The organism is Arthrobacter sp. P2b (genome assembly GCF_900168295.1).
In the GTDB taxonomy this organism is placed as follows: domain Bacteria; phylum Actinomycetota; class Actinomycetes; order Actinomycetales; family Micrococcaceae; genus Arthrobacter.
In genome coordinates this window covers 88,701-110,165 of record NZ_FVZL01000010.1, presented here as the reverse complement: position 1 = coordinate 110,165, position 21,465 = coordinate 88,701, and the positions used below count along the sequence as shown (strand labels likewise).

The 21,465-nt window shown below is 66.1% G+C and carries 21 protein-coding genes and 1 tRNA gene; 13 read left to right on the top strand and 9 right to left on the bottom strand.

What is annotated here, in order from left to right:
* Positions 1-163: 163 nt before the first annotated feature.
* Positions 164-997 carry a LysR family substrate-binding domain-containing protein gene (locus B5520_RS15505; protein WP_254865591.1) on the bottom strand — a complete coding sequence of 278 codons (834 nt, stop codon included), beginning with the start codon at positions 995-997 and terminating at the stop codon, positions 164-166.
* On the opposite strand from B5520_RS15505, the gene B5520_RS15500 reads away from it, so the two are divergent.
* Positions 960-1,364, top strand: a complete 405-nt coding sequence (locus B5520_RS15500) for a DUF5997 family protein (RefSeq protein WP_079597973.1) — start codon at positions 960-962, stop codon at positions 1,362-1,364. The genes B5520_RS15505 and B5520_RS15500 overlap by 38 nt on opposite strands.
* Positions 1,365-1,445: 81 nt before the next feature.
* Here the strand turns inward: B5520_RS15500 and B5520_RS15495 are convergent, their stop codons facing one another.
* A complete protein-coding gene (locus tag B5520_RS15495) occupies positions 1,446-1,841 on the bottom strand; it encodes a VOC family protein (protein WP_079597979.1) in 396 nt (131 codons plus the stop codon).
* Positions 1,842-2,005: 164 nt separating this feature from the next.
* Here B5520_RS15495 and B5520_RS15490 point away from each other — a divergent pair, with 164 nt between their 5' ends.
* Entirely contained in the window at positions 2,006-2,605 is a 600-nt protein-coding gene (locus tag B5520_RS15490; protein WP_079597978.1) for a hypothetical protein, read from the top strand.
* An 82-nt stretch (positions 2,606-2,687) separates the two neighbouring features.
* Positions 2,688-3,290, top strand: coding sequence for a DUF6919 domain-containing protein (locus B5520_RS15485; protein ID WP_079597972.1), 603 nt, complete (start codon positions 2,688-2,690; stop codon positions 3,288-3,290).
* Positions 3,291-3,387: 97 nt separating this feature from the next.
* Here B5520_RS15485 and B5520_RS15480 read toward each other — a convergent pair whose 3' ends face one another.
* Both B5520_RS15480 and B5520_RS15475 read right to left on the bottom strand, forming a co-directional pair.
* Complete coding sequence (locus tag B5520_RS15480) at positions 3,388-3,870, bottom strand: pyridoxamine 5'-phosphate oxidase family protein (RefSeq protein WP_079597971.1); 483 nt, start codon at positions 3,868-3,870, stop codon at positions 3,388-3,390.
* 67 nt (positions 3,871-3,937) lie between these two features.
* On the bottom strand, positions 3,938-5,329 hold the full coding sequence (locus B5520_RS15475) for a flavin monoamine oxidase family protein (RefSeq protein ID WP_079597970.1): 1,392 nt from the start codon (positions 5,327-5,329) through the stop codon (positions 3,938-3,940).
* A 139-nt stretch (positions 5,330-5,468) separates the two neighbouring features.
* Between B5520_RS15475 and B5520_RS15470 the strand changes: the two genes are divergently transcribed.
* On the top strand, positions 5,469-6,185 hold the full coding sequence (locus B5520_RS15470; protein ID WP_079597977.1) for a TetR/AcrR family transcriptional regulator: 717 nt from the start codon (positions 5,469-5,471) through the stop codon (positions 6,183-6,185).
* An 8-nt stretch (positions 6,186-6,193) separates the two neighbouring features.
* Here the strand turns inward: B5520_RS15470 and B5520_RS15465 are convergent, their stop codons facing one another.
* Positions 6,194-7,744 (bottom strand): MFS transporter, encoded by a 1,551-nt coding sequence (locus B5520_RS15465; RefSeq protein ID WP_079597969.1) that lies wholly within the window; start codon positions 7,742-7,744, stop codon positions 6,194-6,196.
* A gap of 149 nt (positions 7,745-7,893) precedes the next feature.
* Between B5520_RS15465 and B5520_RS15460 the strand changes: the two genes are divergently transcribed.
* Together B5520_RS15460 and B5520_RS15455 are read left to right on the top strand one after the other, a co-directional pair.
* Positions 7,894-9,021 (top strand): L-talarate/galactarate dehydratase, encoded by a 1,128-nt coding sequence (locus B5520_RS15460; RefSeq protein WP_079597968.1) that lies wholly within the window; start codon positions 7,894-7,896, stop codon positions 9,019-9,021.
* 10 nt (positions 9,022-9,031) lie between these two features.
* A complete protein-coding gene (locus tag B5520_RS15455; RefSeq protein WP_079597967.1) occupies positions 9,032-9,730 on the top strand; it encodes a FadR/GntR family transcriptional regulator in 699 nt (232 codons plus the stop codon).
* Between the two features lie 150 nt (positions 9,731-9,880).
* On the opposite strand, the gene B5520_RS15450 is transcribed toward B5520_RS15455, so the two are convergent.
* Positions 9,881-9,963: transfer RNA gene (locus tag B5520_RS15450), tRNA-Leu, on the bottom strand.
* A 376-nt stretch (positions 9,964-10,339) separates the two neighbouring features.
* On the opposite strand from B5520_RS15450, the gene B5520_RS15445 reads away from it, so the two are divergent.
* The 7 genes from B5520_RS15445 to pknB are packed head-to-tail and all read left to right on the top strand — an operon-like array spanning position 10,340 to position 19,766.
* A complete protein-coding gene (locus B5520_RS15445; protein ID WP_079597966.1) occupies positions 10,340-11,083 on the top strand; it encodes an FhaA domain-containing protein in 744 nt (247 codons plus the stop codon).
* Positions 11,080-11,562: an FHA domain-containing protein FhaB/FipA gene (locus tag B5520_RS15440; RefSeq protein WP_079597965.1), complete on the top strand. Its 483-nt coding sequence runs from the start codon at positions 11,080-11,082 to the stop codon at positions 11,560-11,562. The genes B5520_RS15445 and B5520_RS15440 overlap by 4 nt, the downstream gene beginning before the upstream one ends.
* A 2-nt stretch (positions 11,563-11,564) precedes the next feature.
* Complete coding sequence (locus B5520_RS15435; protein ID WP_079597964.1) at positions 11,565-13,223, top strand: PP2C family protein-serine/threonine phosphatase; 1,659 nt, start codon at positions 11,565-11,567, stop codon at positions 13,221-13,223.
* Positions 13,220-14,617 carry an FtsW/RodA/SpoVE family cell cycle protein gene (locus tag B5520_RS15430; protein WP_079597963.1) on the top strand — a complete coding sequence of 466 codons (1,398 nt, stop codon included), beginning with the start codon at positions 13,220-13,222 and terminating at the stop codon, positions 14,615-14,617. The genes B5520_RS15435 and B5520_RS15430 overlap by 4 nt, the downstream gene beginning before the upstream one ends.
* On the top strand, positions 14,614-16,074 hold the full coding sequence (locus B5520_RS15425) for a peptidoglycan D,D-transpeptidase FtsI family protein (protein ID WP_079597962.1): 1,461 nt from the start codon (positions 14,614-14,616) through the stop codon (positions 16,072-16,074). The genes B5520_RS15430 and B5520_RS15425 overlap by 4 nt, the downstream gene beginning before the upstream one ends.
* Positions 16,071-17,804, top strand: coding sequence for a protein kinase domain-containing protein (locus tag B5520_RS15420; protein ID WP_079597961.1), 1,734 nt, complete (start codon positions 16,071-16,073; stop codon positions 17,802-17,804). The genes B5520_RS15425 and B5520_RS15420 overlap by 4 nt, the downstream gene beginning before the upstream one ends.
* A 15-nt stretch (positions 17,805-17,819) precedes the next feature.
* Positions 17,820-19,766, top strand: a complete 1,947-nt coding sequence (pknB, locus tag B5520_RS15415; RefSeq protein ID WP_079597960.1) for a Stk1 family PASTA domain-containing Ser/Thr kinase — start codon at positions 17,820-17,822, stop codon at positions 19,764-19,766.
* Between the two features lie 74 nt (positions 19,767-19,840).
* Here pknB and B5520_RS15410 read toward each other — a convergent pair whose 3' ends face one another.
* The 3 genes from B5520_RS15410 to B5520_RS15405 are packed head-to-tail and all read right to left on the bottom strand — an operon-like array spanning position 19,841 to position 21,437.
* Positions 19,841-20,482, bottom strand: coding sequence for an aminodeoxychorismate/anthranilate synthase component II (locus tag B5520_RS15410; RefSeq protein ID WP_079597959.1), 642 nt, complete (start codon positions 20,480-20,482; stop codon positions 19,841-19,843).
* The gene (locus tag B5520_RS22785) at positions 20,479-20,649 is read right to left on the bottom strand and encodes a hypothetical protein (RefSeq protein ID WP_165976935.1); all 171 of its coding nucleotides are present in this window, start codon (positions 20,647-20,649) and stop codon (positions 20,479-20,481) included. Before B5520_RS22785 ends, B5520_RS15410 begins: the two co-directional genes overlap by 4 nt.
* Before the next feature lie 2 nt (positions 20,650-20,651).
* A complete protein-coding gene (locus tag B5520_RS15405; RefSeq protein WP_079597958.1) occupies positions 20,652-21,437 on the bottom strand; it encodes a class E sortase in 786 nt (261 codons plus the stop codon).
* Positions 21,438-21,465: the final 28 nt, after the last annotated feature.

Sequence of the window (21,465 nt, the reverse complement as noted above, 5' to 3'; positions counted from 1 at the left end):
CGACGCAGCCCAGAACGTCAAAGCCGAAGGCCAGCACGCCGCCACCGACGTCAAGGACCGCGCCACCGACGCCAAGGACCACGTCCAGAACACCTAAAACGGTGTCCTAGGCAGACAGGACAGGCCGGCTCCCCCACGGGAGCCGGCCTGTTGTCATGTCCGGTTAGCGCTTGCCCTTTTTGCGTGAGCCCTTGCCGCGGCCCTTGTCCGGGTTGGGGGCGTAGCGCTGGGCCACCTTGGGCGCCTTCTTGGTGCCGCTGCCGCGCCGGTCCGGTTTGGGTTCCTTCTTCACCTTGACCGGCTGCGCCGACGGCTGCCGTGAGCTTTGCGCGGTGCGGCCGCGGACGATCCCGATGAATTCCTCCAGCACCTCGTCGGTGGAATCCACCGGCCACACGAGGGCAATTTCGGTTGCGGGTGCGCCGGTAAGCCGTCGCGCCACGGTGTCCTTCACATTGAAATGGCGGGCCACGGACATGGGCAGGATCACCAGCCCGGCTCCGGTGGCAACCACCTCGAGGGCCGGTTCCGGCCCGCCCAGCGCGTCGACGTCCAGGAAGGCTTCCTGCCCCAGATCGTTGTAGGCAACTTCCTCGAACACCGAGATTTCGTGGCCCTTGGGAGCCACCACCACGGGCTGCTCCTCGTACAGGGGGATGACACTGAGGCCGTCGCGCTCGATGGGGAGGCGGACAAAGGCCATGTCCGCGGAACCGCCGCGCACTGCCTCGACGCTCGTGCCGCCGTCGTGCATAAATGCCTGCAGGGGAATGTCCGGCATGCGCTCTTCCCACCGCCGGATCCACTTTCCGGGCGTAACCCCTGCCACGTAGGCGATGCGGAGGGTCCGGGGCGCAGCCTGCTCCGCGGAGTCGTCAGGCTCAGTGGAAGCGTCAGGTGGGGAGATGTTGTCGGAGGGCACGTCTTCACAGTACCGTCCGCCCGGATACCCTTGAAGCATGACCTCTGCAAACTCCCAGTCCATGAAGCCGGCCACCGTTGCCAAGAAACTTGGCATCTACCTGCCCGCAACACCCCGGGAGTTCCAGGAATCAACCATCACCCGGGAAGAATTCGCCGAACTCCAGGCCAACCCGCCGGAATGGCTCGCCGAACTGCGCCGCAACGGCCCGCACCCCCGTCCCGTGGTGGCGCAGAAACTGAACGTCTCCATCAGCGGCCTGGCCCGCGGCGGCGTTGAGGAAGCGCTGACGACGGCGGAAATCACCGCGCTGCTGCAGGCTCCCCCGCAGTGGCTGGTCACCGAGCGCGCCACACACGCCGCGGTGCGCGCCGAAGCCCAGCGCGTGAAGGAAGAAGCCGCCAAGAAGGAAGCGAAGAAGGCCCGCGCCAAGGCGGAGTAGCCCTCCTCCTATCAGAGGCTTGTTCGCGGATCCGGACCTTAAAGGGTGGGATCCGCGAACAAGCCTCTGGCGTTTAACGGATCAGTCCTGGTGCAGCTGGACGAAGTTGCCGCAGCCGTCGTCGAACACGGCGCTGATGCCGGACGGGTCCTCGGCCGGCTCACCCTTGAACACCACGCCGGCTTCCCGCAGCCGGTCATACTCCGCCTGCACGTCCGGGACGCCGAAGACGATGGCCGGCATCCCGGCGTCATGGAGGGCATTCATGTAATTGGCGCCGATCGGGTTGTCGCTGGGCTCAAGCAGAAGGCCCACGGACCCGGCGTCAGCACCCTGTTCGTTGGTGCCTGGATCCTTGATGATGAACAGGTTGTACTCCGGCATGGCCATCAGGGTCTCGAAGCCCAAGGTGCCGGTGTAAAAGGCGTGGGCTGCGGCGGGGTCCTTGACGTGGATGCTGCACATTTTAAGTCTCATGGACCCCACGGTACGCGGCAGCACTGACAGCGGAAAGGGTGCCCCGGCCGGGTGCAGGCTTGGAATCCGCCAGCCCATTGACGCTGGTTCCCGGACACTGTGCAATGGAATGACCAGCCCGGGAATCCGCGGCCCGGGCGTCCGCTGGAGGTCAGGTGGCAGCCATGGGGGAAATGTTCGAGGGTTTGATCCAGGGAGCCTGGGCGCTGCTGCTCTGCGGTCCCGTACTGGTGGCCAGCATTGCCGCGACGGTGTTTGTGGTCCGCCGCCGTGCCCTTGCCGGCGGGGACACCCAGGCTGAGCGCTCGGACCAGCTGTTCTGGGACCTGTTCCTGGGGTCTGCCGTTGCGGTTCCAGCCCTGCTGATCCCCACCCTGATGTCGCCGTGGACCGGCCTTTTCCTGGGCGGCGCGGGCGTGGCGGCCGGCATCGCCGCCTACCGGGGCACTCCCCGTTACCTGGCGCGGCGGGCCGCCCGGCGTGACTACCAGGCGCTGGAATCGGCGCACCTGGCAGCGCAGGCGCAGCATGATGCGTTGATTGCCCGGTGGCGGCGCTACGAGCTGGACCCTGCCTGCAGCATCGACTACCCGTCCCTGACGGACGTGCGGCTGCCGGAGACGTCCGCACTCATCAAGGCCATGAAGGCTGCGGACCAGTTGCGCGGCAATCCGCACCAGGGATATCCCGACGCCGTCACCAGCCTGGCCGCCTCCCTCGCCGCTGCGGAGCGGGCAGCGGGAATTCCCGCCGAGCAGGCCTAGGCCGCGGACATCGGGGGCCGGACGTTAAGTGGTGTGTCGGTCCCGGTGGAAGGGGCCGCGGCCGCGGGGATAGCATCCGAAGATGAAGCCAGAGGAAATACCAGCACGTGACCAGTTCGGCCGGCTGCTGGAGGACCGCGGAGTCTGGCGGCAGGCCACCACCCTGGAAGCCGCCGGCGAGCTGACCGCGCGGTGGCTGGAGGGTGGCAGCTCCTACCAGCCGGGTCACCTGGCGGCGGGCTTCGACGAGGAAACGCGTCCCATCGCCGGAGCTTTGGCAGAGCTGAACCGGAACGGCCTTTTCACCAAGGAATCCCAGCCTGGCCTGCTCACGGCTTCAGCGGCCCAGCGGCAGTATGTCACGGGATTCTGCGGTCCCTCCCTGGCCGGCGAATTGCTGGCACTGAGCACCCGGACGGAACTGGTCACCGTGGCCCACGCCCCCGGTGAGGCCAGCAGCGCGGCCATTCCTGTGACGTTGGCCGGAACGGAAGTAACCACCGTGCTGGGGTCCAGCGAGAACCCCGTGGACGACGACCAGATCAGTGACTGGGCCGACGAGACAAATGACGCCCTGGCACTCCTGCTGGCCGATTCCTGGTACGTGGAAATCCTGGACCCGGTCTGGGGACGCAATGACGTGCTGCTGCCGGCAGTCCTCGGGGCGCTGACGGGCCAGGGGTAGCGCAGCCGGCTGTCAGCCCGCCGCGACGCCCGCGCCTTAGCGGAAACATGCGAAAGGCGGGGCAGCATCAGCTGCCCCGCCTTTGTTTCACGTAAATCTACAGCTCTACCGTGCCGCTTTCACCGACGCTCATGCGGCTGTTGGTGACCTTGGACTTCACCCACTGCAGCACGGTTGCGGCGGTGCCGCCGGGGCTGGTCCAGTACTCCGCCGAGTCCGAGTCGATGTGGAGCAGGCACACCTCCGGGGTGTCCGGCCCGTCCGGGAACCAGGCCTCCACCGCCTGGTTCCACAGCTCGTGGATCTTGGCGCGGTCCGTCACAACCTCGGCCCGGCCTGCCACCGACACCCACTCGGTGTTCTTGCCAAAGGCGACGTTGACGCGGGAGTCGGCCCGGACATGCGCAACCTGCGACGTGCCGAGCCCGGTGAAGAACCACATGTCGCCGTCGTCCTTTACTTCCTGGACGGCCAGCGGACGGCTGACGAGGGCACCCTCTTCGTTGATGGTGGTCAACATTCCGATCTTGGAATCGTTGATGATTTCCGTAACCTTGCTGATGCTTTGGGCGTCAGTCATGCCTCACCTCTTTCGTCTGGGGTCGGGGACGTTCCCCATCGGCCAGCCTATTAGTAAGCATGCTTATTTACCACCCGGCAGGAACAGCTACTTTCGCTTTTTCGGCGACCCGGGCGGCGGTGCGAAGGCCCATCCGGATGGCGCCGTCCACGTGCTGGTAGCCCTCCGCCGCCAGGTCGGAGGAGGACCAGTAGATGGGCCCGACCGGGGCGTGCTGGTCCTTGCCATAGCGGTGCAGTCCGCCCAGGTCGTAGCTGGAGGCATAGGCGCCGCGGGTCCATTCCTCCGAGCCCCAGTCGGACTCGTAGTAGACCTCCGGCGTCAGCGCCTCTTGGCCCAGGAAGCCGGCGATGGAGTTGAGGACGGCCTTCTTGCGGTCTTCGGCACTGAGCTCGAACACGGCGTCGGCCTTTTCATCGGAGATGAAGCCCACCAGGGTGCCGCGGGTATCGCCATAGTTGGTGTTGTCGTACACCTCCTGCACCAGGGCGTCGGCGCCGAAGCCGGTGCCTGAGAGCCCGGCGTCACGCCAGAACGGCCTGCTGTAGACGGCGTGGACCTTGATGACCAGCCCCAAGGACTGGTGCTGGTGCATCTGGTGCTGGCGGCGCGGCAGCGGCGGGTTGAAGGAGACTCGTGAGTAAAGGTTGGGCGGCACGGCCATGATCACGAACCGGGCATTGACGGTGGCCTGCTCTGATTCGACGGTGACGCGGTGGCCGCCGTCCGCGTCCGGCCCCCAGTTGATGGTGCGCACGGGGGTATTGAGGACGACGTCGTCGCCGAGTTCCTGCGCCAGCAGCAGGGAAACCTGCTGCATGCCGCCCACCACGCGCCGGTCCAGGATGAAGTCCTCGTCCGTGAGGTGGGTGAAGGAACCGGCCGAGGCTGCCATCAGGACAGCCTGCAGTGCGGAGAAGGCGTGCGCGGGCTTGGTAAGCATGCCGCCGGCGATGAACAGGCCGATGTTCTTGCAGGCCTCCTCGTTGGCGGAGTTCTGCCGCAGCCAGTGATGGAAGGAAATGGTGTCCAGCTCGCGCGCCTTGGGATGCGCCCAGGGTTCGGTGGCACCGATCTCCGCCGCGAGCCCGTCCAGCAGTGCCACCAGCCTGTCCATTTCGACGGCGGTGGCGGGGTCCACCGGGAAGGTGTCGCCGGTGTAGCGAACGGGAATGCCGTCCGAGCCGATGTAGACGGACTCGCCCTGGCGGTACCGGGGGTAGGTCTTGAGGCCCAGCTCGTCCAGGAGCTCCAGGAGTACGGTCTGGTCCGGCGAGACCCATTGGCCGCCGATCTCCAGCATGGCCCCGTCCACGGTGTCGGTCCAGGTGCGGCCGCCCACGCGGTCACGGGCCTCGAGCACGGCGACGGTAAGGCCGGCCTTTTTCAGTTCACGTGCCGCGGTCAATCCGGACGGCCCGGCTCCAACGACCACAACGTCGCGGTTCAGGTTCAGCATGATGTCCTTTCTGCGGCCCGTCAGGTGACCGGGACCACTAAATGAATGCCATTCATTTATTAGAACTATAGCGGCTCTTGGCAGGGACCGGAAGTGCCCGGGTGGAATAATGCTGGAGACCACCAAAGAAAGGGCGGGAATGCCGGCAGTATCAGCCACACAGGGGCGCGCCACCGGGACCGCCGCCGCGAATGGGTCCGGCAATGCCGAGACACGGCGGCGGCGCGCCGGCAGGCCCTCGGCCGCCGTGCTGGACAAAACCGGTATCACCGCCGCCGCATTGGAGCTCGTCAGCCGGAAAGGCTACGACGGGCTGACCATGGCCGCCCTGGCCAAACAGCTGGACGTCGCCCCTTCGGCCCTGTACAACCACGTGGCATCCAAGCGGGACGTGCTGCTCCTGGTGGAGGACCACCTTATGTCCCTGGTGGACGTCTCCGGGTTCGGCGCTTCGGTGTGGGAGGAGGCCGTGCGGACCTGGGCGTGGAGCTACCGGAATGTGTTCGCCGAGCATACGCCGCTGATTCCGGTGATTGCCGTGCTGCCCGTGACGGACGCGCCGCAGACCCTGGCGATGTATGAGGCCATCAGCAAGGGCTTCCTCGACGCCGGTTTTCCCGAGTCGCGGGTTGTGTCATCGATCGTGGCGTTGGAGTCCTTCATCTTCGGCTCCGCGTACGACGTCACCGCGCCGGAGGACATCTTCGAGCCCGGCACCATGGCTGAATCAACCCCGCACTTCACCGCCGCCGTACGCAGCCTGGGCGGGCCGCCGTCGTCGGAACGTCCGGCGGACACGGCGTTCAGCCTGGGACTGGAGGCGCTGATTTCCGGTCTGGGGGCCCTGCGGGGCTGAAGCCTTTTTTACCCGGCCGGCGGACGGGGCGCGGCATCCCGCTCGCTGATGGTGCCGGCGTCGGCGTCGCTGCCGTTACCGGCCGCGGTGTCGCTGGCATTCTCCGCGGCGGCCTGGGCATAGGTGGCTGAAACACGGCGGTACACCGGGGTCAGGAAGGCGAGCAGCGCGGCGGCAATCATGATGATCCCGGCGATCAGGAACACCAGCGCGATGCCGCGTGAAACGCCTTCGCCCAGCAGCGGGGCAAGTTGCGCAGATCCTTCCTCCGACCGCGCGTACGGAATGATCCAGAACTGGGCGATCGGTGCGATGAGGAACGCGGTGATCGGCGCCGCCGCGGACTCGAAGGCCATGGCGAACCCGAACACGCGGCCCTGCCGGTTCAGCGGCACCACCTGCTGGATGACCGTTTGCTCGGCCGCCTCCACCACAGGAATCAGGATCAGGTACAGCCAGATGCCGGCGATGTAGAGCCACGCCCACTCCCGGATGGTGAATACGGCGCCAAGGAACCCCATCACCACCACCGCGAGAAGCAGGCTGCGGAGCGGGTTGGCGCCAAGTCCGAACTTGCCGATCAGGGCGCCGCCGATGATGAACCCGGTGGAACCCAACGCGAAGACGGCTCCCCACACCTCCACGGGGAACATTTCGAGGCCGTACGGATCCATCAGCGCCATGTAGACGCCGCCGATGAAGTTGTTGAACGTGGAGAACAGGATCAGCGCGAACAGTCCGGTGATGGCCATAACGGCTGCGATGGACCCGCGCAGGTCAAACGCACCGTGGGCGTCGGTGGCGGCAACGCGTACTTCCTCCGGCATCCGCAGGGTCAGCAGGTGCGCGAAGGCCAGCACAGTGAGGACGACGGCGACGACCACCGTCCAGCCCATGCCCAGCAGCCCCACCGACAGGCCGGAGAGCACCGAGGTGACGATAAACGCGAGCCCCTGCACCATGCCCACCATGCCGTTGGCGTTGGCCCGGCGGTCCGGTTCGATGAGGATGGTGACCGTGGTGGAGAGGGCGACGTTGCGCATGTTCTCCACCACCGCGCCCACCAGGATGATCATGGTGAAAATCCAGAACCACGGCTGCGTCAGGTCCAGCAGCCGGGGCGTGGGCGTCAGCAGGAACATGACTCCGGACAGCACGAACATCACCAGGGTGAAGCCCGCGGCGAAGCGCATCACGGCCAGTTTCCGGTAGCGGTCCACGAAGGTGCCGAAGCTGATGCTGGAAAGGGCGATCAGGAGCATGTACGCGCCGCCGATTACCCCGGTGGCAATGACGTTGCGGGTCTCCAGGTACACCCAGAATGTCAGGGCGAACCACAGGTAGCTGGTGGTGATGTTGGCCAGCGCGGTGTTCACCAGGATTCCCGTGACGGTGCGGGACCGCTGTTCCGGGCTCCGCAGGGACGTGTCGACGGCGGCAGGATCGGTTGGGCGGTCTTCCCCACCCTGGCTGAATGGTGCCGCCGCTTCCTCCGAAAGGTTCGCGCCGCCGTCGTGAGCTTCAGCGGCCCCGGACGGAGCCGGTTCGTGCCCGGTCATGCGTCCCAGTGTAGTTATCGCCGGCGTCCGGGGACATGGTTATTCCGGCAATTAGGGGTAAGGGCCCTGGAAACACTTGTAATACAAGTTAGTAACTTATATCCTAAGGGTGTGGGCGAAGGAGCCCAGCCCCGCCTTTAGGAGAATCCATGAGCACCGTTGACCTGATCCGGCACGTCAAGCTGTCCACCGCCCGCCTTCCCCTCACTGTTCCCATCAGTGACGCCAAGGTCTTCACCGGCCGGCAGAAACCCATGACCGAGGTGGTCTTCCTCTTCGCCGAGATCACCACCGAACTGGGACACACCGGCGTCGGCTTCAGCTACTCCAAGCGCGCCGGCGGTCCCGCCCAATACGCCCACGCCAAGGAAGTGGCCGAGGGCATCATCGGCGAGGACCCCAACGACATCGCCAAGATCTACACCAAGCTGCTCTGGGCAGGCGCTTCGGTGGGCCGCTCCGGCGTCGCCACCCAGGCGCTGGCTGCCATTGACATAGCCCTTTACGATCTCAAGGCCAAGCGTGCAGGCCTGTCGCTTGCCAAGTTCCTCGGCTCCTACCGCGACTCCGTCCAGACCTACAACACCTCCGGCGGCTTCCTCAATGCCACGCTCGACGAGGTCAAGGCCCGCGCCACCCAGTCCATTGAAGAAGGCATCGGCGGCATCAAGATCAAGGTGGGCCTCCCGGACAGCAAGGAGGACCTCCGCCGCGTTGCTGGGATCCGCGAGCACATCGGCTGGGACGTCCCGCTGATGGTGGACGCCAACCAGCAATGGGACCGCGCCACCGCCCTCCGCATGGGCCGGCAGCTCGAGGAGTTCAACCTCATCTGGATCGAGGAACCCCTGGATGCCTACGACTTCGAAGGCCACGCCCACCTGGCCCAGGTCCTGGACACACCCATCGCCACCGGTGAAATGCTCGCCTCCGTGGCGGAGCACAAGGGCCTCATCACCGCGAACGGCTGCGACATCATCCAGCCGGACGCCCCGCGCGTCGGCGGCATTACCCAGTTCCTGCGCCTGGCCGCCCTTGCCGACGAACGCGGCCTGGGCCTGGCCCCGCACTTCGCCATGGAAATCCACCTCCACCTCGCCGCCGCCTACCCGCGCGAGCCGTGGGTTGAGCACTTCGACTGGCTTGATCCGCTGTTCAACGAGCGCCTCGAAACCAAGAACGGCCGGATGATCGTCCCGGACCGCCCCGGCCTCGGCGTCACCCTCAGCGACCAGGCCCGCGCCTGGACAACCGAGTCCGTGGAGTTCGGCGCGTAATCTTGAAGCCATGAGCCGGAACCTCACCGCGGACCTCGCCGCCGACCTTCGAAACCGCATTGTTGACGGCGTGATCCAGCCAGGCGAGAAGCTTCCGAGCGAAAACACGCTGATCAGTGATTTCGGCGTCAGCCGCACCGTGGTCCGCGCCGCCCTTACCCGGCTCCAGGCCGAAGGGCTCGTGGAAACGGAGCGGGGACGCGGCAGCTTTGCCCTTACTCCGCCCTCCGAAGGGCCCTCGGCAGCGCCGGGGGCCCGTCCGGTAGCCACCACCGAGGACCGGCTGCACATGCTGGAATTCCGGATGGGGGTAGAAACGGAAGCCGCCGCGCTGGCTGCCCGCAACCACTCCGAGCGCCAACTGCGGGCGGTGACCTCGGCGCTTGAGGAGTTCACGGCCAGCGCCGGACATCCGGCCCACGCCATGAAGTCAGACTTCGAATTCCACCGGGCCGTGGCCGCGGCATCGGGCAACCCCTTTTACTCGGACTGCCTCGCCGCGCTCGGCCAGACCATGATCGCCATGCCCCGCACCCGGCTGATGACCGACGTCGAGCATTACGCCCGGGACCACTTCGACCAGGTGGTGCAGGAACACCGCTCCATCGCGGACGCCATTGCCGACGGCGATGAGGCAGCTGCCGCGGCCGCCATGCGCAGCCACCTGGCCAACTCCCGACGCCGGTTCAAGGCTTCCGCGCGCCCCTAGCCTTTGCCGGGGTGAGCCTCCCCTGCCGAAACCTAAGCTTGTTCGCGAATCCGGACCATCAAGGCCCGGATCTGCGAACGAGCTTAGGTCCGGCACCCCTGGAGAATGCAAAAGAGCCCCGGTCCTAAGACCGGGGCTCTTTCATTTGCGTGCGCGAGGGGGGATTTGAACCCCCACACCCTTTCGGATACTGGCACCTGAAGCCAGCGCGTCTGCCGTTCCGCCACTCGCGCGCAACTTCTTTCGCCTGACAATGGTCGGTTTCCCGGATCCGCAGTCTTGCAAAAGCAGCGAGATCAAGCATAACGGACTGATGCGGAAAAACACCAATCGGGGTCCGGAAGGGCTCCGGAAGCCCGGTTCAACGCAACGAAAAGAGGCCCTTTCGTGCCGCGGCAACCGGTGCCAACCCAGGGCCGGCCGTCCAGGAAAACTGAACTTTTCCCGGCGCCCGGCCGTTGTGGATTAAGGTCATTCACAGGCCTGCCCAGTAGTATCGGATGTAGAGGCGGCTGCTGCAGGCAGGCGCACTGTTGAGTTGTGAACTGCACGGCAAGTGGGGTTCCGGTACGCAAACGGCCCCGCACGCGGGGGGAAAGGAGAAGAACCATGGGACTGCTGGACAAAGTTGAACGCGGCATTGAAAAGGCTGTCCGGGGCGTCTTCTCCACCGGCTCAAAGGCCCAGGTTGAACCCGTGGAGATCGCCAGCCGGCTCCGCCGCGAAGTGGACCACAAATCCCTCACGGTAGCGGCTGGACGGACACTGGTACCGAACGTCTTTGACGTCCGGCTCAGTGACGACGACTTCCGCCGGGCCCAGGAATGGGGCACTCCGCTTGCAGAAGAACTGTGCGATGTTGTGATCAACCACGTGCGCAGCCAGGGCTACACCCTGCAGGGCTCCGTGCGGATCTCATTCCGCCGCGATGCGGAACTGCGCGCCGGGGACTTCGAAATCGCCTCCTCGACCGAAAAATCGACAGGTGCCCCCGGCAATCCACCGGCCCGCCCCAACCTTCCGGCCGCCCCCAGCCGCCAGCCCGTCAGGCTGCAGCCCGTACTGGACATCGACGGGCAGCGTTACTCACTGAACGCCCCGTCCATCGTGCTGGGCAGGTCCTCGGAGGCCGACATCCACGTCGAAGACACCGGGGTTTCACGCCGGCACCTGGAAATCCGCACCGCAAACGGCGTCACGAGCGCCGTGGACATGGGCTCCACCAATGGAAGCTACGTCAACGGGCAAAAGGTTTCCGGAAGTACCGAACTTACTGACGGATCCACCATCACAATGGGACGGACAAAGATCATCTTCCGCCTGCTTCCTGCCAGCCCTGGTGGCAACGCATGAGCGACCTGACCATCACCGCGCTGCGGTTTGGCTTCCTGCTGCTCCTCTGGGTTCTGATCTTCAGCATTGTGTCGGCGATGCGCCGCGACCTCATGGTGGGTCGCAAGGCTGCTGCCGGGGCACCCACTGCCCGCCAGGTCCGCAAGAATCCTGAACTCGCCGAGGCCCCGCCGCAGCCCGTAAAGCAGCAGGCCCGGCAACTGGTTGTGGTGGAGGGTCCGCTGAAGGGAACCACCCTTCCGCTGGCTGCCAGCCCCATCCTCCTGGGACGGGCGCAGGAGGCCACCCTGGTACTCGAGGACGACTACGCCTCCGGCCGTCACGCCAGGCTGTTCCCGCAGGGCAGCCGCTGGTTCATCGAAGACCTGGGCTCCACCAACGGAACCTACCTGGCGGACCAGCAACTTACCCGTGCCCTGCCCGTTGAGCCAGGCGTACCTGTGAGAATCGGCAAGACGGTCATTGAATTGAGGCCATAGCCGTGGCCGTCCCCGAGAACCCCGCTAACGGGCAAAAGCCCGCGGAGCGGCCCCTCATCATGCGGTTCGCCGCCCGGTCCGACGTCGGCCGGATCCGCTCCAAAAACGACGACTCCGCCTACGCCGGGCGCCACCTCGCCGTGGTGGCTGACGGCATGGGCGGCCATGCCGGCGGTGATGTCGCCTCCGCCGCCACCGTCCTGGACATGATCCATCTGGACCGCGATGACTACGACGGCGACGCCGGCACCATCCTGGCCGACGAGATCCAGACGGCGAACTCCCTGCTCTCCGAACTCGTGCACATCAACCCCAAGCTGGCGGGCATGGGCACCACGGTCACCGCCCTCCTGCTGGCCGAGGGCAAACTGCACTTCGCCCACATCGGCGACTCCCGGGCGTACCGCCTCCGGGACGGCGAGTTCGAGCAGGTCAGCATTGACCACACCTTTGTGCAGCGGCTCATTGACGAAGGCAGGCTCAAGCCCGAGGAAGCGGAAACGCACCCGCACAAGAATGTCCTGATGCGCGTGCTCGGCGATGTTGATGCCAGCCCCGAGTTGGACCTGGACACCCTGGACGTGAAGCCGGGCGACCGCTGGCTGCTCTGCTCCGACGGCCTCAACTACGTCGCCGGCCATGCCGTGGAGCGCACCGTCAAGGAAACCAAGGACCTCCGCGAGTGCGTGGAAACCCTCGTTGACCTCACCCTTGAAGCGGGATCCCCGGACAACGTCACCGTCGTGATGGTGGAGATCGTGGAGGAAACGCCCGACGACGTCAGCACGGCCGCCGTCGACGTCATCCCTTCCGTCGGCGCCGCCAAGCCCGCTGCCGCGGCTGAGGCTCCCGGCGCACCTGCCGGGAACCAGTCCGAGGACGACGGCGAGCCCGATGCGGACAGCGCAGCGGAGCCGGCTTCGGAAAGGTCAGGGTCCAGCGTTGTGGAGCCGGCTTCCACCGACCCCCACCTGGGTGAACATCTGACCGCAGAGGTCCTCCGGGAAGAATTGTCCTCGCGTCCCCATGAACTTGTGGGGGCTGCGGCCTCGGCGGCCGAGACCGGCTCCATCCCCACCATCGGCGGACGCACCGTCGCTCGACGGGCGGCCACCCTCCTCACCCACAAGGCAGAACCGGCACAGGGCGACGAGGACGAAACCCTCGTCCCGCTGAAGCCCCGCCGGTGGATTACTTGGTCCATTGCCGGCCTGGTCCTCCTGGTTCTTGGCGTCGGACTGTGGCTGGGCTATGCCTGGACCCAGACCCGCTACTACGTGGGAGAGTTCGATTCGCGCGTAGCCATCTACAACGGCGTGTCCCAGCGGCTCGGGCCCATCCAGTTGTCCCGCCTTGAAACTGTCACGGAACTCCCGATGAGTTCCCTGCCTCCGTTCTCCCAGCAGCGGGTCCGCCAGACCGTTCCGGCCAATGACCTTTATGACGCCCAGCGGATCGTAAAGAACCTGGAGCTCACCGGCACCACGTCGCCGGAGGAGGGGTGCCCCACGGCGTCGGCTTCCGCCCCCGCTACGCCGTCCGCTCCCGCCCCAACACCGACGGATCCGGCGGCCAGCCCCGCTGCCGAGGCATCTGCCTCTACTCCGGCAAGCCCGTCCCCCTCACCCACTCCCACTGTTACCTGCGAGGTGGGCCAATGAGCCAGCTCAGCACTACTCCGAAACCACGCCGCAATGTGGAGCTTGCATTGCTCCTGCTGGCCCTCACCATCGGCATCGGCGCGAACATGCTGGTGGGCGTGGACCAGGAGAAGGCCTTTGACTCCGATTTCTGGTTCCAATCCAGCCTCCTGGCCGTAGCCGCGCTGGTCTTCCACGGCGTCCTCCGCTTCCGCGCTAAATATGCTGACCCGGTAATACTTCCGCTGGTGGTCGCCCTGAACGGTATTGGCCTTGCCATGATCCACCGGCTGGACGCGCCGGGCGACGACACCGGCAACAACCAGCTGCGCTGGACCCTGATTGCGATGGCCGTGGCCATTGCCGTGATCTGGTTCCTTAAAGACCACCGGATCCTGCGCCGGTTTACCTTCATCTCCCTTGCGGCCAGTGCACTGCTGCTCATCCTGCCGCTGGTTCCCGGCATCAGCGCCGGCGAGATCCTGGGCGCCCGGGTGTGGATCAGGCTGGGCCCCATGACGTTCCAGCCCGGTGAGGTCGCCAAGATCACCCTGGCCATATTCTTTGCCGGGTATCTTTCCTCGAACCGCGACCTCATCCTGCTGGCGGGCCGGAAGATCGGGCCCCTCCAGTTCCCGCGGTTCAAGGACATGGGTCCCATGATCACGGCGTGGCTGGTCAGCATCGGCGTGCTCATCTTCCAGCGCGACCTGGGCTCCTCCATCCTGTTCTTCGGCCTGTTCATCGTGATGATCTACGTGGCCACCAGCCGGATCAGCTGGGTAGTCATCGGCCTGGCCCTCATCGCGGGCGGCGGGTTCGTGGCAGCCCAAGTGTTCTCGCACGTGCAGCTGCGCATCGACGGCTGGCTCAACGCTTTCACGCCAGAGGTCTACGACCGCTTTCCCGGCGGAAGCCGGCAGATCATCCAGGGGTTGTTCGGCATGGCCAACGGCGGCCTGGTGGGCACCGGGCTGGGCCAGGGGCGCCCCGACCTGGTTCCCTTCGCCAACAGCGACATGATCATTGCCTCCCTGGGCGAGGAGCTGGGGCTGATTGGCCTCTTCGCCGTCGTCCTGATGTACCTCCTGCTGTTCACGCGCGGCTTCCGCGCTGCGCTGGGCACCCGGGACGCGTTCGGGAAACTCCTGGCGTGCGGCCTGTCCTTCGCGGTGGCGCTGCAGTGCTTTGTGGTGATCGGCGGTGTGACCCGCCTGATCCCCCTGACGGGCCTGACCACGCCGTTCCTGGCGGCCGGCGGTTCTTCCCTTCTGGCCAACTGGATCATTGTTGGCCTGCTGCTGATGATTTCGCATACAGCCCGCGGCCCTGTGGACACCACTCCCTTGCCTGCTGGCAAGGGTTCTGAAGCAACCGGCATTGATACTCCTACCGAGGCGGTGAAGCACCTGTGAACCAGGCAATACGGCATTCATGGGTGGCGGCCATCGCCATGTTTGTCCTCATCTTCGGGGCCATCAGCTATGTCCAGGTAATCGGCGCCGACGAACTCAAGGCGAACCCCTGGAACCAGCGCGCTGTCCTGCAAAGCTTCTGCAACGACCGCGGCGCCATCATCGTGGGTGGATCACCCGTGGCAGAGTCCGTGGAGACCGGTTCGGAGACCTGCGCCTTCCAGCGCACGTACCCGCAGCCGGAACTGTACGCGGGCATCACCGGTTACTTCTCGCAGAATTTTGGTGCCACCGCCCTGGAGCAATCGATTGGAAGCGAGCTGGCCGGCGAGTCCGACCAGCTGTTCCTGGACCGGGTGGGGCAGCTGTTCCTCGGCAACCAGCCCAAGGGTGCGTCCGTGGAACTCACCATCGACCCCGAAATCCAGCAGCTCGCCTACAGCCTGATCCCGGACGGGCAGCGCGGATCCATCGTGGTCACCAACCCCAAGACCGGCGCCATCCTGGCCATGGTGTCCAAGCCCTCCTACAATCCGAACCTGGTGGCCACCCAGGACCTCACCGCGGCTGACGCCAGCATGGATGAACTGATCAAGGTTCCCGGAATCAACCTGAACCCGAACGTCAGCGGACCCACCGGTGAACAGCTCGCCCCCGGATCCGTGTTCAAGCTGGTGGACACCGCAGCGGCCCTTGCATCCGGCAAGTACAACAAGGACAGCGTGCTGCCCAACCCTGCGGAACTCCCGTTCGAAGGCATCCAGTACCGCCTGCCCAACTATGCGGGCGGAAACTGCTATACCCGGGACACGGCCAGCTTCGCTTTCGCGCTCCAGCAGTCCTGCAACACCCCCTTCGCAAGCATTGCCCTGGACCTGGGACGGGACGCCATCGCCGAACAGGCGGAGAAGTTTGGTTTCGGCCAGGACATGGGCGACCAGCTGAAGCTGGACTATGCCAGAGGCAACACCTTCCCCGACGACCTCGACGGCCCCGGGCTGGCGCAGTCCGTCATCGGCCAGAAGGACGTCCGTGCCACGCCCCTGCAGGTGGCCATGATGACTGCCGCGATCGCGAACGACGGCGTCCAGATGCAGCCCACCCTCATCAAGACCCTGCGGTCTCCGGACCTGCGGGTGATTGACGAACCGCAGCCGAAGTCCCTGCGGACCTCCACCACCCCGGACATCGCCAACCAGATCACGGAATGGATGGTGAGTGCGGTCAGCGAAGGCATCGCGAACCGGGCCGCCGTTCCCGGTGTCCAGGTGGCGGGAAAGACCGGAACCGCCGAACTGGGCAACGGGAGCAACAACTCCTGGTTTACCGGATTTGCCCCCGCAAACAACCCGCAGGTGGGTGTCACGATCGTCATGGAGGGCGTAGACATCACCACCGGCGCACAGCTGACCAGTCCGAACGCGAAGAGAATTTTTGAGGCGGTGTTGAATAAGTGAGGCCTACAACCGGAATCACCCTCGGCGGCAGATTCCAGCTGACCACGCGGATCGCGATCGGCGGCATGGGGGAAGTCTGGAAGGCGAAAGACCTCGTCCTGGGCCGCATCGTCGCCATCAAGGTGCTGAAGGAGGAATACACGGGTGATCCCGGGTTCCTTCAGCGTTTCCGTGCGGAGGCCCGCCACACAGCACTCCTGAACCATGTGGGCATCGCCAATGTCTTTGACTACGGCGAGGAAGAAGGCTCGGCCTACCTGGTCATGGAACTCGTTCCGGGCCAACCGCTGAGCAGCATCATCGAACACGAGCAGGTGCTGTCCCCGGACCGGACCCTGTCCATCATCGCGCAGACCGCCCGTGCCCTGTCCGTGGCCCACGCCCAGGGCCTCGTGCACCGCGACATCAAGCCGGGCAACCTGCTGATCACGCCCGAAGGGCGAGTCAAAGTCACGGACTTCGGCATTGCCCGCCTTGCCGACCAGGTGCCCCTCACCCAGACGGGCCAGGTCATGGGCACCGCCCAGTACCTCGCTCCCGAGCAGGCAACGGGCCAGACCGCCACGGGATCCTCGGACATCTACTCCCTGGGCGTCATTGGCTATGAATGCCTCAGCGGGCACCGCCCCTTTTCTGGGGAATCGCAGATCGCCATCGCCCTGGCCCAGGTCAACGATGCTCCGCCGCCGCTGCCGGAAACCCTGCCCACGCCGGTACGTGCCCTCCTGATGTCCATGCTGGCCAAGGATCCCAAGGACCGGCCGGCCAACGCCATCAAGCTGGCCGAAGCCGCCGAAGCCATCCGCAACGGCGACGTCAGCGCCGCGCGCGCCGCCGTCCCCGGCATGCTGCTTTTTGACGCCCCGGATACGGGCCCCATTACTGCCCCTGTGGATACAGCCACGGCACCGACCGGAATCATCGGCGCCTCACGGGATTCATCACCAACTCCCACGTCTGCCTTGCCGGTGCTTGGTGCCGGCGCGGCCGGTGCAGCTGCCGGGGTGGCAGCCGGCGCTGCCGGTGCCTCGGCGGTTGATCCGGAGGGCCCCCAGAGCCAGCTGGCCCGCGCGAATGCCTTGGCCGCTGAGCGTACGTGGGTTCCGGAAGAAACAACGTACGACGACGAGCCCGCCGATGAGCCTGAACGTCGCGGCCGCAGCCCGTGGACTTGGCCGCTGATCGCGCTGATCCTGCTGGTGCTGTTCGCCCTGGTGGGGTTTTTCCTGAACCAGCAGGGAGTCCTCTTCCCCTCCAATAACGCCACGTCCAGCGCGCCGTCCAGCAGCCCGCCCGCCACGAGCGCAACCCCCACCAGCGCAACACCAACTCCCACTCCAACCCAAACGCGGAATACGCCGACGCCCACGCAGGAGCCCACGCCGGAGACTGTCAACGTGATACCTGCTGCTTACCTGGGCAAGGATTACCGCCAGGTCCAGTCGGAGCTGTCAAACCTGGGGCTTGCCGTGACGGTGGAGCCGCTGCAAACCAGCGAGGCCGCACCGGGAAGGGTAGTGGGGCTAAACCCGACTGGTCCCTTGCCTGTGGGATCGCCCATCACCGTAACTTACGCCGTGGCACCGCCACCGGCCACGACCAGCAGCGCTCCAGTTCCGGTCCAGACTGCGTCGCCCACCACCGCCCAATCTGCTCCTTCGCCCCGGCTGACCCTGCCCGCTTGTGCCCCCGGCGAGACCCCGGGAACGCCGCCCACCTGCACGCCTTAACCGCCAGGACGATCAGTGAACGAGTCACCGCGCACACCGTTGCACCGTGAGGACAGCCTCCCGGTGGATAACCAGCGTGTCCTGAGCGGCCGCTACGAACTGGGCGGCCTGATTGGCCGTGGCGGCATGGCGGACGTGTACCGCGGTGTGGACACCCGGTTGGGGAGGACCGTCGCCATCAAGCTTCTGCGGCCGGACCTCGCCCGGGATCCGCAGTTCCAGGCGCGTTTCAAACGCGAGGCCCAGGCCGTTGCCGCCCTGAACCACTCGTCCATCGTCGCCATCTATGACACCGGCGAACACCTGGTTCCCGACGGGTCGGCGGAAAACGTCCGGGTGCCCTACATCGTGATGGAGTTCGTTGAGGGCAAGACCATCCGCGACCTCATCCGGGCGAACGACGTCACCATTGACCGGGCCATCGACTACTGCCTCGGGGTCCTCGGTGCGCTGGAATACAGCCATAAGGCGGGCATCGTCCACCGGGACATCAAACCGGCCAATGTCATGTACTGCGAGGGTACCGATTCCGTGAAGGTGATGGACTTCGGCATCGCCCGCGCCATCGCCGATTCCTCAGCCACCATGACCCAGACACAGGCAGTGGTGGGCACCGCACAGTATCTCTCGCCGGAGCAGGCGAGGGGCGAGACCGTGGACGCCCGGAGCGACCTGTACTCGGCCGCCTGCCTGCTCTACGAAATGCTGACGTCCCGGCCCCCGTTCATCGGCGACAGCCCGGTATCCGTTGCGTACCAGCACGTCCGCGAAATCCCCGCGCCTGCCAGCAGCCTGAATCCGGAAGTAACGCCGGCACTGGACACCGTGCTGGCCAAGGCCCTGCAGAAAAACCGGGATGACAGGTTCCAGGACGCTGCCGCCTTCCGGCGTGCCCTGCGCGCCGCACGGTCCGGCGTTCCGGTGCCTGCCGTGGCCGCCTCCGAGGCTCCCACCGACCCGAACGACCATGTACCGGCAGCCGCTCCGGCGACCCAGGCTTTTGCGGCCACAGGAGCCAGCTTCCTGGACGATGCGCCCACTGGCCGGCTGGCCGTCACGGCATACGAGCCCGACGGCGGACCGGCCGTTGGGATGGAGGATCCCCGGGACGCCGAACCGCTGCCCCTGGGCCTTGTTCCGGAACGTGAGCCCACCGCCCGCCAGAAGTCACGCCGTCGTGCGTGGATCGCCACCCTGGTGGTTCTTACCCTGCTGGTCCTGGCCGGGGGCGGGCTGTGGCTGTACAACACGGTAAACCGGCCCGAACCGGCACCGCCCAAGGTGCAGATTCCGGTGGTGGCCACCATGACCGAATCGGCGGCACTGCAGGAACTCTACAACGCGGACCTGAAGCCGCGGATTGTCCGCAGCCAGAACGACACCGTCCCCAAGGGCCAGGCCATCGGCACCGACCCGGCGTCCGGTGTTTCCCTGGATCCCGGCGCCGAAGTGGTCCTGAATATCTCCGAGGGGCCCAGTGCGGTCAAGATCCCGGAGAGCCTGCCGGGCAAGACAGAAGCGGCAGCGCGGGATATTTTGCGGCAAAGCGGCCTGGTGGGCGCGCCGTCTACCACGACGGCCAACAGCGCCTCTGTACCTGCCGGAATCGTCATCACCACCAGCCCTGCCCCCGGGCAGATGGTGGGAGTGGGAACCAGTGTTGAACTGGTGGTGTCCACCGGCAAGGTGGCTGTCCCCGAACTGCGCGGGCGTACCCGTGAGGAGGCCGAGGCTGCCCTCAAGGAGCTGAGCCTGGTTCCCGCCGTCATTGAGGCGGAGAACGCCCAGGTGGAGCCGGGAAGGGTGATGGAGCAGAGCGACCCGGTCAACGCCGCCGTGGAGCAGGGCAAGACCGTGACCATCGTGGTGGCCAAGGCGCCGCCTCCGCCGCCGTCGCCCTCCCCGACACCAACCCCCACGCCCACGCCGACGCCCTCACCCACGTCGTCCCGGAGGGGATGAGCCGGAGCGGGGCGCCCGGGGGCGTGCCAGGGTCAGTGCTGTCAGGTTGGTGCTGCCAGGTTGGTGCTGTCAGGTCAGTGCTGGATCAGCGGGCTCAGTTTGGCTGCCCGCGCGGCCGCGCCCGCCATGCCCAGCGACTCCAGCCAGTTGCCCAGCATCTGGTAGCCGCCCTCGGTCAGGACCGATTCCGGGTGGAACTGCACCCCGCAGAGGGGGGCGGTGCGGTGCTGGAGGCCCATGATGACGCCGGAGGCCGTTTCAGCGGTGACCTCAAGGACATCGGGAATGGACTCCCGGACAGCGGCAAGCGAGTGGTAGCGCGTGGCCGTGACGGGGGAGGGGAGCCCGGCGAAAACGCTGGTGCCAATGTGTTCAACGAGCGACGTCTTGCCGTGCATCAGCTCGGGGGCGTGTGTCACCTTGCCGCCGAATGCCTCCGCCAGCGCCTGGTGCCCCAGGCATACGCCGAACATCGGGACGCTGTTTTCGCCGCACCATTTAATCAGCTCAATGCAGACGCCGGCCTCGGCCGGGTTGCCGGGGCCGGGCGAGATCAGGACGCCGTCGCGGGTGCTGGCCAGCTCGATGGCCTCGGCCAGGGTGACGTCGTCGTTGCGGACCACGGTGGTCTCGGCGCCGAGTTCCTGGAGGTAGCCCACCAGGGTGTAGACGAAGCTGTCGTAGTTATCCACCACGAGGATCTTGGTTGTGGTCATGGCTGGCTTGCTGCACCAATCGTTGAGTCAGTGAACTGGGTGTACTCGGACATCCACGGAAAAAGGAACTGCACCATCAATACCAGTGCGACGGCGATGAGTACCAGTGAGGTGACGATCCTGAGCCACAGCGGACCGGGAAGGTGGCGGAAGATCCAGCCGTACATGCTCAGTCCTTTCCGATCGCTGCGGCCACCTGGGCTGCGATTTCCGCCGGCGGCCCGGCCGACGCGGGGCGCCAGCTGTCCAGCAGGGCGTAGGCAATGATTCGTTCTTCCGCACCGAAGCGCGGGTTGCAGCTGGTCATGGTCAGGAAGCTTTCGGTGGGGGTGACGCCCGGAAGGGTCGGCACCGGTTCCAGGACGTCGGTGCGGGAGGGCATCACGATCTGGTTGTTGCGGAACACGTAGACGTAGTAGCCGTCCTTGGTCTGGACGTAAATCTTGTCGCCGGGGACCAGGGTGTGGATATTGTCCAGCACGGCGCCGTGCGTCTGGCGGTGCCCTGCGACCGCGAAGTTGCCCACGGCGCCCGGCATGGCGGTGTTGGCGTAGTGGCCCAGGCCCAGGGTGTCCAGGACGTCACCGGTGGTTCCCTGCACGATGGGCCGGGTGTAGTTGGCGCCGAAACGGGGGATGTACATGATGCCGATTGTCCCGGCGTGGCCGGGGGCGGCCGTCACTACGGGCGCCCCGAAATCCTCGACGGCCGGCGGAGCGGCAGCATCAGGGCTTTCGGGGGCTGCGCCGCCGAAGTCCTGGGCGAAATCCTTGATGACTTCACTCTGTTTGGCGTCGGATTCCACGTTGGTCCACCACAGCTGCCAGGCGACGAACAGCAGGAGGATGATGCCGGCGGTAATCAGCAGCTCACCGAGCACCTGGATGGTTCCGCGCAGAATCCCGCCGCCGGCAGCCGGCGCAGCGGCTGGCCTCACCTTCTCCTGCAATACCACGCGTTCTCCTCGGGGCGGTTCCGGTGGG